This is a genomic window from Thermocrispum agreste DSM 44070, assembly GCF_000427905.1.
Classification (GTDB): domain Bacteria; phylum Actinomycetota; class Actinomycetes; order Mycobacteriales; family Pseudonocardiaceae; genus Thermocrispum; species Thermocrispum agreste.
In genome coordinates this window covers 349,563-363,341 of sequence record NZ_KE386604.1, presented here as the reverse complement: position 1 = coordinate 363,341, position 13,779 = coordinate 349,563, and the positions used below count along the sequence as shown (strand labels likewise).

Here is a 13,779-nt window from a genome sequence, read left to right as displayed (position 1 = left end):
CCGGGCCTTGTTGCCTGGCGCGACATCCGCCGGACATGACGGAACCCGGTGCCGACTCCCAGGCACCGGGTTCCTCTCCCCCACCGAGGTGGTCGGTGACGGCCTCGCCCCGCAGGTCAGGGCAGCGGCGCCGGTGGCAGTCCCGGAGCTTCCGGTACCTCGGGCAGGTCCGGGGTCTCCGGCACCTCGGGCACGTCCGGCACGCCAGGCACCCCTGGCACGTCCGGCACGCCAGGCGTGCCACCGCCAAGCAGGTTGTCGACGAGCGCGGACAGCGTGGCCAACAGCGTCTGAATCAAGCCGTTCAGTGTGGCCAGCGGGTCGTCACCGCGTGCTTGGGTGAGCTTGGCTTGCAGTCGCGTGCCGAGATCCCGCGCCTTTTCCGCATCGGCGCGAACCGCTGCAGCACGCTCGTACTGCTCGGCCGTGAGGATGACCTGCATCGTTCGGTCGATCTGGCCGAGGACTCCGTCGACGGCTTCGACGTCGTCGTCCTCGACCGCCTGCGCCAGCTGATCGTGCAGGTACTGCACGTCGTCGGCGGTGGATGTGATGACGGATGCGTGCTCACGGTCGACCGGCACAGCGGTCGCCATGCCGATGCCGCCGGCTACCAGCGCCGCACTGGTGAACAGTGCGGTGACCACGCGGGACACGGTGGTTTTCATGTGTGCACTCCCTTGTCAGCCCCTCGCGACTTCCCGCCTCCACCCGTACTCCCCCGGCAGGTAACGCACTACCGGTTGTCATCCCACCGGCTGAGGGCAGGGCCGATGACACGCCTCCAGAGCGACACACCGAGATCACCGAATGTTGTGATCGACTGCACCATCGGTGTGACTTCTCTGCAACGCTCCGCAGCTAGAACCGGACGCCAGACCCGTTCGAGGCGGGCCCAGTCACCTGAATTGCGGTAGTTCGGGGGAACGACCGATCACGTTCCCCCCGCAGGGTTAGCGGCGGTGTGTACCGGGACGAATCACCGCTTGGCGGGGGCAGCACATCGGCCCGGCACCCCGCTCGTGCCGAGTGGTCCATCCAGGAGATCGCCAAAGCAGCCGGGACCACCAGCCGGACGCTGCTTGCTTCGACGAGCGTGGGGGCCCGCCCGCTGCGCCAGACGGACCAGCGGCACCAGCGTCGCGCCACGTCGATCTCCACGGCCGCCCTGTGCCCGCCTGTTCCGTGCCACGGGGCAAAGCCGGTGCGCCCGTCGCAAGCCCACCTCCCAAGCCCGCGTCCACCCGTACTCTCGCCACCCGTGACTCGGCAACCGTCAGTACGACCCGCTCCGCCTCGCTCACCGCTTCCACGTGACCTCCCCCGTCCCGTCATCAGGCGTAGACAGGCAACCGGTATCTCGAACCCGCTCCCCTCCCATGCATCACGTCCGCCCCACGCACTCGCCGCCCTTGGTCATCAGGCGCAGCCAGACAACCGACAGCACGAGCCCATCCCCCTTTCCCGCAAGCCACCAGACCCCGCAGCGGGCTCCGGACCGCGATGACGCGATTGGAGCAAGATGCGGCCCCGTTTCGTGGCGATCCGCGTTCCCGGGAAAGATCGTTCCGCCAGGAGCAGATCGCCAGCGCGCCCACGGCAAACTTCGGCAGACTGGACCGCGTGACTGCTCTTCCGACTTACGACGACGTCGTCGCCGCGGCCGGGCGTATTCGGCTTTACGTCCGCCGCACCCCGGTCTTCGCCACCGAGGTGGACGGGAAACCGGTGGTGTTCAAGCTCGAGCACCTGCAGCGCACCGGGTCGTTCAAACTGCGTGGCGCCACCAACGCGCTGGTGAGCAGGCCCCTGCCGGAGCGCGTGGTCACGGCCTCGGGCGGCAATCACGGGTTGGCCGTGGCCACCGCCGCGGCCTCGGTGGGTGTGCCGGTGACCGTGCACATGCCGGATTTCGTGCCGCCGCAGAAGGCGGAACGGATGGCCGCAGCCGGTGCGAAACTGGTTCGCCACGCCGAGATGGCCGACGTGCTCGCGGCCGCGCTGGAAGAGGGCAGCGAACCGGGCGTCCGTTATGTGCATCCCTACGACGACCCTGATGTCATCGCCGGCCAGGGCACGGTCACCGCGGAGATCGTCGCGGACGCACCGGATGTCGACACGATCGTCGTCGCGGTCGGCGGGGGCGGTCTCGCCTCGGGCGTCGTGCTCGCCGCCGAGGGGCGGCACGTCGTGGCTGCCGAGCCGGAGGGGTGCTGCTGCTTCAACGCCGCGCTCCAGGCGGGCGAGCCGGTCGACGCCCCGGTCGAGTCCATCGCCGCGTCCGGCCTGGGCGCGAACCGCATCGGCACCATCGCTTTCCAGCTGCTGACGGACGCCAAGGCGCAGTCGCTGCTGGTGTCCGAGGACCAGATCGTGGCCGCGCGTGACCGGCTGTGGGAGGAGTTCCGGCTCGCCGTGGAGCCAGCCGCCGCGGTCGCGTTCGCGGCCCTGCTGACCGGGGAGGTTCCGGGGGAACGGCCGTGCGTGATCCTCTGCGGCGCCAACACGGTGTGGACACCGGGCTGACGGCTGTCACGCACTGGCCCGGCCGGGGACAAGCACCACCCGGCCCGGTGGGCGTGGCCCTGCCGAGGAGGCGACGGCCCGAGGGGACATGCCCGGCCGGGGGCACATGCCGAGCAGAGAACGACCGCTCAGCCACAGAGCTGAACACCGCCGCAGGCAGACAGCCCAGCCCAATGGCAACACGCCCCCCCCCCCGGCCGGACAGCACAAGCCGACCCGAAAGAACGACCGCTCAACCACAGAGCCGAACACCGTCACAGGCAGACAGCCCAGCCCAACGGCAACACGCACCCGGCCCAACAGACGACGGCCCGCCGGCCGGACGCTCGCGCCCGAGGACCACGGTCCGGGCTGGCAGTGCCGCGGCCTGGGCCCTCGGGGCCGGCATCACCGGGTCATCCGCCCATCGACGTCACGGCTTGCGCAGCACGCCGCCGTACTCGAACATCTCGGGGTTCTTCGCGCTCATGCCCTCGTAGATGCGCAGCTCCGGCGGGACCGGGTTCAGCGGCGGCTGATCGGGGTCCGGGCGCCAGTCGTCGATGTTCACCAGCCCCGGCTCGACCGGCTCGAGGCCGTCCAGCAGGGCGTCGACCTCCTCCGGCGAGCGGACCTGCACGTTCATGCCCGCCTTGCTGCCGATCTCCCTGATCATCTGCCGCTTGACCGGGTCGGTGACGACGAGGTGGGACAGCGTCAGATAGCTGCCGGACGGCGCGACCTCGTCGATGATGTACCGCAGCGCGTGCCTCGGGCCCTTGCCGACCTCGTCGTCGTCACCGAGGAAGTGCACCACCGACAAGAACAGCATGGCCACCGGCCGTGAGAAATCGATCAGGCGCTTGGTGTCCGGGTGCTCCAGGACCACCGACGGGTCCCGGAAGTCGGCCGTGATCACCGCGGTGCTGTCGTCCTCGGCGAGCAGCGCGCGGCCGTGGGCAAGCACGATCGGGTCGATGTCGACGTAGACGACCTTGACGTTCGGATTGAACTGCTGGGCGACCTGGTGCACGTTGTTGTTGGTCGGCAGCCCGCAGCCGAGGTCGATGAACTGGTCGATGCCCGCGTCCCGCACCAGGTAACGCACCGCGCGGTAGAGGAACAGGCGGTTCTGCCGGGCGCTGTCCAGCACTTGCGGGAACCTCTTCAGGTTCTCGGTCATGAACTCGCGATCGACGGCGTAGTTCTCCTTGCCGCCGAGCAGCCAGTCGTACGCCCGCGCGGGCGTCGGCCGGTCCAGGGGAATCTCCACGTCGACCCGCTCGTCCGCTGTCATAGCGCAGCCATCCACCTTTCAACCCGGTGATTACCGACGGCGACTCTATCGCACCTGACCGTGGTGATTTCCAGTCCGAACGCAAAGATCGTCGCCAAATCAGCCGACCGCGCCCGCCATCACGCGCCGTGAGCGAGCTGAATCCGGATACCGGCACCTTTTCCGGCACAGTCCAGGCGCCCAAGTCGCGCTTCCGTCGCGACCCCGGCAGTCGCGTCACGGCATGGAGAACAAGCGGCCGCCGCTCTCGGCAACGCAGAAGCCCGGCACCGAAAGAACCAGAAAGGCCGGGTGATGGGCGCGGATCGCGCTACAGATCGTTGAACGGCGCGGCGTAGCAGAATTCGCCCCGCAAGTCGTCGGTGTATGCGGCCAGCGGCCGCGCCTGGAATGCTTCCCGCCAGCTCGGGTCGGGCGGGCGGACACCCAGCTCGGCAGCAGGCCAGAATCCGAAACGCCGGTAGAAGCGGGGATTGCCGAGCAAGACGACCAGCGGATACTCCAGGGCGTCCGCGGCCGCGAGCACGGCGTGCATCAGGGCGCTGCCCACCCCTTGCCGCTGCCAATCGGGCACCACTCCGATCGGGCCGAGCCCGAGAGCTGTTCGCCCCGCCACGGTCGCCTTGGTGGCGACGACGTGCCCCACCACGCCGTCGCCGCTGGACGGACACGCGACAAGCGAAAGAGCAGGCACCCAGGCGTCACTGGCCCGCAGCGCGTCGAGCAAACCCACTTCGACAGGCAGCTCCCCGGGGCGCGGAGCAGGAAAGGCCACCGAGTGCACGGCGCGGACCGCCGCGACGTCGGCAGGAGTTTCCCGGCGAACGATCACGCCGTCACTCTCCCGCCGGCGCGCCGTACGAGCAACCGAATATCGCGCGCTACTTGACCAGCAGCTCGGCGATCTGGACCGCGTTCAATGCCGCGCCTTTGCGCAGGTTGTCGGCGGCGACGAACAACACCAGCCCACGACCGCCGTCCACGCCGGCGTCCGCCCGGATCCGGCCCACGTAGCTGGGATCCTTACCTGCCGCCTCCAACGGGGTGGGGATGTCGGTGAGCTGCACTCCAGGCGCCTCCGCCAGCAGCTCGATGGCCCGCTCCGGCGACAGCGGCCGCTCGAACTCTGCGTTGATCGACAACGCGTGCCCGGTGAACACCGGCACGCGCACGCACGTGCCGGACACCCGCAGTTCCGGGATGCCGAGGATCTTGCGGCTTTCGTTGCGCAGCTTCTGTTCCTCGTCGGTCTCGCCGGACCCGTCGTCGACGATCGACCCCGCCATCGGCAGCGCGTTGAACGCGATCGTCTTGGCGTACTTGCGCGGCTCGGGGAACTCAAGCGCCGACCCGTCGTGCGTCAGCTCCTTGATCCGCGAACCCGCGGCGGCGACCTGCTCGGCCAGCTCGTCCACACCGGCCAGCCCGCTGCCGGAAACCGCCTGGTAGGTCGAGGCCACCAGGCGCACCAGCGACGCCTCCTCGTGCAGCGGCTTGAGCACCGGCATCGCGGCCATCGTGGTGCAGTTCGGGTTGGCGATGATGCCCTTCTTGGCATCGTGGACCGCCTCCGGGTTCACCTCGCTGACGATCAGCGGGACCTCCGGGTCCAGCCGCCACGCCGACGAGTTGTCGATCACCGTGGCGCCCGCTTCGGCGAACTTCGGCGCGTAGGCCTTCGAAGCGCCCTTGCCCGCCGAGAACAACACCACGTCCAGCCCGGACGGATCGGCCGTCGCGACGTCCTCGACCTCGATCTCCGCGCCCTTCCACGGCAGCTTGGAACCCGCCGACCGGGACGAGGCGAAGAACCGGATCTCGTCGACCGGGTAGCCGCGTTCGTCCAGCAGCGTGCGCATCACGCCACCGACCTGACCGGTGGCACCCACGACTCCCACGCGCATCAGCGACCACTCCCCGCGTAGACGATGGCCGGCTCGTCGCCGCCGAGGTCGAACGCATCGTGCACGGCGCGCACGGCGGCCTCGACGTCGGTGTCCCTGATCAGCACCGAGATGCGGATCTCCGAGGTGTTGATCATTTCGATGTTGACGCCCGCATTGGCGATCGCTTCGCAGAACGTCGCGGTGACGCCCGGGTGCGAACGCATGCCCGCGCCCACCAGCGACACCTTGCCGATGTGGTCGTCGTACAGCACGCCGCTGAAGCCGACGTCCTCCTTGATGCGCTCCAGCGCGGCGACCGCCGCCGGGCCGCGGTCCTTGGACAGGGTGAAGGTGATGTCGGTGACACCGGAAGCGGTGCGTGAGGCGTTCTGCAGCACCATGTCGATGTCGATGTTGGCGTCGGCGACGGCGCGGAAGATCCGGGCGGCAGCGCCCTTGTAGTCCGGCACGTCCGTGACGGTGATCTTGGCTTCGGACTTGTCGTGCGAAACGCCGGTGATCAGCGCCTGTTCCACGGGAATCTCCTCGATCGATCCGGCCACCAGCGTGCCCGGCTTGGTGCTGTACGACGAACGGACGCGAAGCGGCACGCCGTACCGGCGCGCGTACTCCACCGACCGCAGATGCAGGATCTTCGACCCGGTCGCGGCCAGCTCGAGCATTTCCTCGTACGGAACCTTGTCCAGCTTGCGCGCGTTGGGCACGATCCGCGGGTCGGCGGAGTACACGCCGTCCACGTCGGAGTAGATCTCGCACTCGTCGGCCTTCAGCGCGGCGGCCAGCGCCACCGCCGTCATGTCCGAACCGCCGCGGCCCAGCGTGGTGATGTCCTTGGTGTCCTTGGCGACGCCCTGGAAGCCGGCGACGATGGCGATGTAGCCCTGCTCGAGCGCCTCGGTGACCCGCTTCGGCGACACCTCGAGGATGCGCGCGTTGCCGTGCGCCGCGGTGGTGGCGATGCCCGCCTGCGAGCCGGTGAACGACCACGCCTGGGCGCCGAGCTTGCTGATCGCCATCGCAACCAGCGCGTTGGAGATGCGCTCACCCGCGGTGAGCAGCATGTCCATTTCCCGCTCCGGCGGGTTCGGATTCACCTGCGCGGCCAGATCGAGCAGTTCGTCGGTGGTGTCGCCCATCGCGGAACACACCACCACGACGTCGTTGCCTGCCCGCTTGGTTTCGACGATCAGCTCGGCGACTTTGGTGATGCGTTCGGCGTTCTCCAGCGACGACCCACCGTACTTCTGGACCACCAGCGCCACGGGGCACGAACCTCCTCGCGGCGGCGCCCGTCCCACTTGCCAGGCGAACGCCCCCGTCCCTGTTTTCGCTCAGCCTACCGGCCACGAAGCGACTGACAACGACTGCTTGTGGCAGTAACCACTACTGTTGATGACGACCAGAGCAGGAGGACACGCAGCGTGACCGACGCGGCGACGCGTACCAGCGATTCGGCCGACACCGGGGTGTGGCACGCGCAGCGAACCGACGGGACCACCGGCCGCACGCTGCTGTGGTGGACCGCTCCGGCACTGGTCTACCTGGGAGTTCGACAGCTCGGCGTGCTCGTGCTGTCACTGATGGCGAGCAGGCACGAGGCCACCACGACGCAAGCGCTGACCTCCTGGGACGGGCAGTGGTTCCTCGGCATTGCCGCGGGCGGCTACCAGAACGCACCGGAACAACTGGTCGACGCGAACGGACAGCGCAGTGACGCCACTCCGCTGGCGTTCTTTCCGGGATATCCGAAACTCGTCGGTGCCCTGGCGGACGGATTCGGCCTGCCGTATCACTCCGTGGGCTTCGCCGTCACCCTGATCAGTGGCGTCGTCGCCGCATACGGCATTTACCGGATCGGCACGCTGGTCAAAGGCGGCTCCCGCCGCGTCGGCCTCATCCTGGTGGCGTTGTTCGCCGCCTCGCCGATGGGCGTGGTGCTGTCGATGACCTACTCCGAGGCGCTGTTCTGCGCCTGCGCGAGCTGGGTCCTGGTGTTCCTGCTGCGACGACAGTGGCTGGCCGCCGGGGCGCTGTGCGGGCTGGCCGGGCTGGTGCGGATCACCGCCGCGGCGCTGGTCCTGGCCGTCGTCGTCAGCGTGGTGATCTTCCTGGTGCGTGAGCGCGATGCGCGGACCGGCGAGCGGCTGGCGGCCATCGGCGCGGCGGTTCTCGCTCCGCTCGGGCTGATCGGGTTCCTGTGGTGGGCCGGCGCCCGCATCACCCCGGGGGCGGACATCGTCACGCAGATCCTGTCGTGGAACGAATTGCAGGCGGAAGGCTGGGGCTCGGCGTTCGACGGCGGAATCTCCACGGCCAAATACGCCCTGCACGCGCTGGCGACCGCCGGATCGGCTTACGACATCGGCACGGTTTTCGTACTTTTGACCGCTGCCGTGCTCGCCGTGGTGTGCTGTACACAACGATTGCCGTGGTCGATGTTGATCTACGGCCTCGCCGTCTTCAGTATGGTCGCCGGGTCCGCTGGCTTGATGAACTCCAAGGCGCGGTTGCTCGTTCCGGCGTTCACGCTGCTGATCCCGGTCGCGGTGGCGTTGGCGCGGAGACGCCCGGCGACCGCAGTGCTCGTGGTCGCCGCGGCCGCGCTCGCCAGCGGGTGGTTCGGAGCACATGCGTTGTTGGTGTGGGAGTACGCGATATGACCGACAAGCCAGCCGAGAGCAGCGTGGAACTGCACGAGCTGATCGCCCGCCGGTGGAGCCCGCGTGCGCTCGACCCCGACGAGAAGATCGACGAACGGCAACTGCGGGCGCTGCTGGAGGCCGCCCGCTGGGCGCCCTCGTACGGCAACACCCAGCCGGCGCGGTTCCTGGTCGGCGCCCGGGGCTCGGAGACGTTCGACCGGATTCTGGGCACGCTGACCGAGGCGAACCAGGCGTGGGCGCATCGTGCCTGCGCGCTGCTGATCGGCCTCGCCGTCACCCGCAACGAGAAGGGTGAGATCCCCTACGCCACCTACGGTGTGGCGCTGGCTGCCGAGAATCTGGTGCTGCAAGCGGTCGCCGAAGGCTTCGCCGGACACCAGATGGCCGGGTTCGACGCGGACGCGGTCCGCAAGGAGTTCGCGCTGCCCGAGGACGTCGAGCCGGTCGTCGCCATCGCCGTCGGCAAGCCGACGGACCCGGAGATCCTCGGTCACGAATCGCTGATCGAGCGGGAGCGGGCACCGCGGAAGCGGCTGCCGCTGAGCGAGATCGCGTTGCGCGACTGGAACAAGCCCGCCTTCTGAGCAGCACGGCTGTCGCCGGACCACGTACCTGCTTCGCGCCGTCAGGCGAACACGTGACCGTTCTGGCTTCCCGATGCCGTGACCGTTCCGGCTGCCCGGGGCCGTGACCGTTCTGGCTTCCCGGGCCGCGACCGTTCCGACTGACCGGGGCAGGCACCGCCCGGCAGCAGGTCAGCCGCGCACGCCGCCGACTCGCCGGATGATCTTCGAGCCCACGTTGGAGATGATCAGCCACAGAACGGCGGCGATGCCGTAGTTGATCAGCGTGCGCAACTTCGCGTCGCCCGGGGTGAACAAGTCACCAACGCCGAGCGTGAGCCGATCCGCCCAGCCGTCGACGAACTGCACGACGCCGTTCGCCGGGTTGGCCTCGGCCACCACGAACACCACGTGCAGCACGAGGATCAGCGCGAAGATCAGGCATACCCAGCGCACGACACCCGCCAGCAAGCCGACGAAGCGATCCTTGATCTCGCCCCAGTCGACGTCGCGCTTGGCGGTGGTCTGCTCCGCCGCTGGCTTGTCGGTGTGCTCGCCCATGGCCGGAAGTTTGGCACGTTCGTCCGACCAACGCCACGGGGCGCGACGCCGGATTTATCGCATTGATTGATCTCCGTGCGCATGTGAGATGTCCGGGTGGGTGTTTGCGCACCGCCGCGGCCGCGCTATCGTGACTGACGTGGCGCGTGCCCTCCTGCTTCGCTGCCGCGACGGGGCCTGATCCAGACCGGCTCCTCGTCGCGGAGTTTCGCCATGCGCCGGTCGTCGGCCATCCCAGCAAGCAGGAGATTCCCCCACCATGAGCAATTCCCCGCGTTCTGACGCGTATCCGACCATTCGCACCCCGTCCCGTCCCGTTCCCGCCGACCAGCCGCACTGGAACCCGCAGCGCGGCAGCTGGATGCCGTACCACCGGTACAAGCCGTGGTACCGGCTGGTGGAGGACATTCAGCTGCCCGACCGCACCTGGCCGGACAAGCGCATCACCCGTGCGCCGCTGTGGTGCGCGGTCGACCTGCGCGACGGCAACCAGGCCCTGATCGACCCCATGTCGCCGGCGCGCAAGCGCAAGTTCTTCGAGCTGCTGGTGCGCATGGGCTACAAGGAGATCGAGGTCGGCTTCCCGGCGGCCAGCCAGACCGACTTCGACTTCGTCCGGCTGATCATCGAGGAGGACCTGGTACCGGACGACGTACGCATCCAGGTGCTGACCCAGTGCCGCCCGGAGCTGATCGACCGCACCTTCCAGGCGCTGGAGGGCGCCAAGAAGGCGATCGTGCACATCTACAACTCGACGTCGATCCTGCAGCGCCGGGTGGTGTTCCGGGAGGAACAGCCCGGCATCACCAAGATCGCCACGCAGGCCGCGGAGTACGTGCTGGAGCTGGCGGACAAGTACCCGGACACCGACTGGCGGTTCCAGTACTCGCCGGAGTCCTACACCGGAACGGAGCTGTCGTACGCCGCCGAGATCTGCAACGCAGTGACCGAGATCTGGCAGCCCACCCCGGAGAACCCGGTCATCGTGAACCTGCCGGCGACGGTGGAGATGGCCACGCCGAACGTGTACGCCGACTCCATCGAGTGGATGAACCGGAACCTGGAGCGGCGCGACGCGATCATCCTGTCGCTGCACCCGCACAACGACCGGGGCACCGCCATCGCCGCGGCCGAACTCGGCTACCAGGCGGGGGCGGACCGGATCGAGGGCTGCCTGTTCGGCAACGGCGAGCGCACCGGCAACGTCGACCTGGTCGCGCTGGGCATGAACCTGTTCTCCCAGGGCATCGACCCGCAGATCGACTTCTCCGACATCGACGCGATCAAGCGCACGGTGGAGTACTGCAACCAGCTGCCGGTGCACGAGCGCACTCCGTGGGGCGGTGACCTGGTGTTCACCGCGTTCAGCGGCTCGCACCAGGACGCGATCAACAAGGGCTTCGCCGCGCTGAACGAGGCGGCCGCCAAGGCCGGGGTGCCGGTGGACGAGCACCCGTGGGAGGTGCCGTACCTGCCGATCGACCCGAAGGACGTCGGCCGCACCTACGAGGCGGTCATCCGGGTGAACTCGCAGTCCGGCAAGGGCGGCGTCGCCTACATCATGAAGACCGAGCACCAGCTCGACCTGCCGCGCCGGCTGCAGATCGAGTTCTCCAAGGTGATCCAGCACTTCACCGACAGCGAGGGCGGCGAGGTCGACCCGGAGACCATGTGGGAGGTCTTCAGCAACGAGTACCTGACCGCCACCGCGCCGTTGGAGCTGGTCAGCTCGCACGTGACGGACAACGGCAGCGGCGAGTACTCGATCGAGGCGACCGTGCGGGTGGACGGTGTGGAGCAGCAGATCACCGGCACCGGGAACGGTCCGATCGCAGCGTTCTTCGACGCGCTGGCCGCCATCGGGTACGACGTGCGGCTGCTGGACTACTCCGAGCACGCGATGACGGCAGGCGACGACGCTCGTGCCGCCTGCTACATCGAGTGCGCCATCGACGACAAGATCTACTGGGGTGTCGGGATCGACCCGTCGATCGTCAACGCTTCGCTGCGCGCGGTGGTGTCGGCGATCAACCGGGCATATCGCTGACACGTTGCTGGGCCCGCGGCCGCCTGGCGCGGGCCCAGCTCCCCCGGCGATCCCGGAGACCAGCACACCGGCCCCGATTCCCGGTGTTGAGGTGCTGGTGTCCGGCACCGGCCCCGAAATACCGGTGTGTCGTGTGCAACGCCGTGGCTCGCCCGGATATTCCGGCTGCAGCCGGAATTTCTGGCGTCGGCGGGATCCAGCGCCCGACGCCCGTCGTCCGCTCACCTGGGCGGCCCCTGCGGCCCCGGCCGTCACGGAACGAGAAGCACTTTGCCCACGGTGGCCCTCGACTCCACGGCCGCGTGCGCCTCGGCGGCCTGGTGCAGCGGGAACTTCGTGCTGACTTCCGGCCGAAGGTCACCTTCGGCGGCCGCCGCCAGCGCCCGCGACTCCAGCTCCCGCATGCCACCGGGCCGCTGGAGCAGTCGCCGGTCGATCGCCGGGGCCACCGTGATCCCCCGGTCGATGAGGTCCGCGGCGTCGAGCGGCACCGGCTCGCCGGACGACCACCCGTACACCAGCAGCCGCCCGCCCTGCCCCAGCAGTGCGAGGGCGCCGGCGCCGTACTTGCCGCCAACTCCATCGAGAACGATGGTCGGCTCGCGCTCGCCGAGCGCGGTACGAAGCTGATCCGTCCACCCGGCTCGCGAGTACTCCTGCACGACGTCCGCGCCGAGATCCCGCGCTCGCTCCGCCTTCGCCTCGCTGCTCACCAGCCCGACCGTCAGCGCTCCCGCGTTGCGGGCCGCCTGCAGCAGCAGGCCACCCAGTCCCCCGGACGCCCCGGTGATCAGCACGACGTCGTCGCCGGTGAGCCGCAGATTCGCCAGGATCGCCATGGCCGTGCGCCCGGTACCGATCATCGCGACCGCGACGTCGTCGGCGAGCGAATCCGGCAGCCTGTGCACCGACTCCACGCTGGTCACCGCGCGCTCGGCGTAGCCTCCCGACGCCATGCCGAGGTGGGCCACGACGCGCGCCCCCAGCCACTCGACGTCGACTCCGTCACCGATCGCGTCGATCACCCCGGCGACTTCCCTGCCGGGTGTCATCGGCAACACCGGCCGCGGTCGCGGACCATCCCCTCGCCGGATCAGGGTGTCGACGAAGTGCACCCCGGCCACGGTGACGGCGATGCGGACCTGCCCCTCGGCGGGAGCCGGGTCCGGCACCTCCTCGTAGCGCAGGGTCGCCGGTGGGCCGAATTCGTACTGCCGGATCGCGTGCATTCCCCCACGCTAAAACTTCAAGATAAGTAGAGGTCAACCCTTGTTGATCAGCGCGGTTCCTTGACCGCTGCCACGACTTCGGCGTGCAGCAGCTCGACGAGGCGGCACACCGCGGGACGGGCGCGGGAGCTGGGGCGCAGCACCGCGTCGATGTGTCTGGCGGCACGCGTCCCGGCCAGTGGTTTGCGCAACAGCCGCTTCCCGCCGCGGGTGTCGACCGTGTAGCGAGGCAGCAGTGCCACGCCATGCCCGGCCGCGACCAGCGCCTCGGTGATCCTGAAGTCGTTGATCCGGTGCACGATGTTGGCACGGACACCGGTGCGGACGGCCAACGACCGCAGCACGTCGTCGACCGGAAAGCCGATGTCGACCGAGATCCACCGCTCGTGCGCCAGGTCGCTCAGTTCGACCTTCCGCCGCTTCGCCAGCCGGTGCCCGGGCGGAAGCACCACGTCGAGCGGTTCCCGGAGCAAGGGTTCGACGTCCATGCGATCCGTCGGCCAGGGGTCGGCGTGCTCGTCGCGGTGAGTGACCACGACGTCGAAGTCGGCGAGCAGGCCGGGCACTTCCGGCGGCGACATGTCCACGTCACGCACCTCGAGTTCGAGGCCGTCGACCTGCGCGACGCGGTGCAGCAGGCCGGGAAGCACCATGAGCGCGGCGGACGGGAAGATCGCCAGCCGGACTCTGCCGCGGGGACCGGCACGGTAGCTCTCCAGCTCGGCCTCCGCCCGTGCCACCGCTCCGAGCACCTCGTCGGCGTGCACCACGAGGGCCCGGCCCGCGTCGGTCAGCCGCAAGCCGCGGCCGTGCGGCTCGGTCAGCGGAACGCCGACTTCCGCTTGCAGCGCCTTGAGCTGCTGCGACACCGCAGATGGCGTGCAGTGCAGCGCGGCGGCGGCGGCCGCGATGCTGCCGCGGTCGGCGAACTCGCGCAACGCGCGCAACCGGGCAATGTCCATGAAGCAAAGCTACACAAATGCGAAAGAACAATTCGTTTGTCTTCA

General features: G+C 69.1%; 12 protein-coding genes. 4 read left to right on the top strand and 8 right to left on the bottom strand.

What is annotated here, in order from left to right:
* Window positions 1-116: 116 nt before the first annotated feature.
* A complete protein-coding gene (locus tag YWY_RS0116430) occupies window positions 117-668 on the bottom strand; it encodes a hypothetical protein (RefSeq protein WP_028848511.1) in 552 nt (183 codons plus the stop codon).
* Between the two features lie 955 nt (window positions 669-1,623).
* Here YWY_RS0116430 and YWY_RS0116425 point away from each other — a divergent pair.
* The gene (locus YWY_RS0116425) at window positions 1,624-2,526 is read left to right on the top strand and encodes a threonine/serine dehydratase (protein WP_038045693.1); all 903 of its coding nucleotides are present in this window, start codon (window positions 1,624-1,626) and stop codon (window positions 2,524-2,526) included.
* 412 nt (window positions 2,527-2,938) lie between these two features.
* Here YWY_RS0116425 and YWY_RS0116420 read toward each other — a convergent pair whose 3' ends face one another.
* From YWY_RS0116420 to YWY_RS0116405, 4 genes are all read right to left on the bottom strand, one after another.
* Window positions 2,939-3,802 carry an SAM-dependent methyltransferase gene (locus tag YWY_RS0116420; RefSeq protein ID WP_028848509.1) on the bottom strand — a complete coding sequence of 288 codons (864 nt, stop codon included), beginning with the start codon at window positions 3,800-3,802 and terminating at the stop codon, window positions 2,939-2,941.
* A 310-nt stretch (window positions 3,803-4,112) separates the two neighbouring features.
* Window positions 4,113-4,634: a GNAT family N-acetyltransferase gene (locus tag YWY_RS0116415; protein ID WP_028848508.1), complete on the bottom strand. Its 522-nt coding sequence runs from the start codon at window positions 4,632-4,634 to the stop codon at window positions 4,113-4,115.
* A 49-nt stretch (window positions 4,635-4,683) separates the two neighbouring features.
* Window positions 4,684-5,706 carry an aspartate-semialdehyde dehydrogenase gene (locus YWY_RS0116410; protein WP_028848507.1) on the bottom strand — a complete coding sequence of 341 codons (1,023 nt, stop codon included), beginning with the start codon at window positions 5,704-5,706 and terminating at the stop codon, window positions 4,684-4,686.
* Window positions 5,706-6,971, bottom strand: coding sequence for an aspartate kinase (locus YWY_RS0116405; protein WP_028848506.1), 1,266 nt, complete (start codon window positions 6,969-6,971; stop codon window positions 5,706-5,708). The genes YWY_RS0116410 and YWY_RS0116405 overlap by 1 nt, the downstream gene beginning before the upstream one ends.
* A 159-nt stretch (window positions 6,972-7,130) precedes the next feature.
* Here YWY_RS0116405 and YWY_RS0116400 point away from each other — a divergent pair, with 159 nt between their 5' ends.
* Together YWY_RS0116400 and YWY_RS0116395 are read left to right on the top strand one after the other, a co-directional pair.
* The gene (locus tag YWY_RS0116400; RefSeq protein ID WP_051310358.1) at window positions 7,131-8,369 is read left to right on the top strand and encodes a hypothetical protein; all 1,239 of its coding nucleotides are present in this window, start codon (window positions 7,131-7,133) and stop codon (window positions 8,367-8,369) included.
* Window positions 8,366-8,956: a nitroreductase family protein gene (locus YWY_RS0116395; protein WP_028848504.1), complete on the top strand. Its 591-nt coding sequence runs from the start codon at window positions 8,366-8,368 to the stop codon at window positions 8,954-8,956. The genes YWY_RS0116400 and YWY_RS0116395 overlap by 4 nt, the downstream gene beginning before the upstream one ends.
* A 171-nt stretch (window positions 8,957-9,127) precedes the next feature.
* On the opposite strand, the gene YWY_RS0116390 is transcribed toward YWY_RS0116395, so the two are convergent.
* A complete protein-coding gene (locus YWY_RS0116390; RefSeq protein ID WP_028848503.1) occupies window positions 9,128-9,496 on the bottom strand; it encodes a hypothetical protein in 369 nt (122 codons plus the stop codon).
* A 259-nt stretch (window positions 9,497-9,755) separates the two neighbouring features.
* Here YWY_RS0116390 and leuA point away from each other — a divergent pair, with 259 nt between their 5' ends.
* Entirely contained in the window at window positions 9,756-11,543 is a 1,788-nt protein-coding gene (leuA, locus tag YWY_RS0116385) for a 2-isopropylmalate synthase (protein ID WP_038045470.1), read from the top strand.
* A 251-nt stretch (window positions 11,544-11,794) separates the two neighbouring features.
* Here the strand turns inward: leuA and YWY_RS0116380 are convergent, their stop codons facing one another.
* Together YWY_RS0116380 and YWY_RS0116375 are read right to left on the bottom strand one after the other, a co-directional pair.
* The gene (locus YWY_RS0116380) at window positions 11,795-12,772 is read right to left on the bottom strand and encodes a zinc-binding dehydrogenase (protein ID WP_028848501.1); all 978 of its coding nucleotides are present in this window, start codon (window positions 12,770-12,772) and stop codon (window positions 11,795-11,797) included.
* Window positions 12,773-12,819: 47 nt separating this feature from the next.
* A complete protein-coding gene (locus YWY_RS0116375; RefSeq protein ID WP_028848500.1) occupies window positions 12,820-13,734 on the bottom strand; it encodes a LysR family transcriptional regulator in 915 nt (304 codons plus the stop codon).
* Window positions 13,735-13,779: the final 45 nt, after the last annotated feature.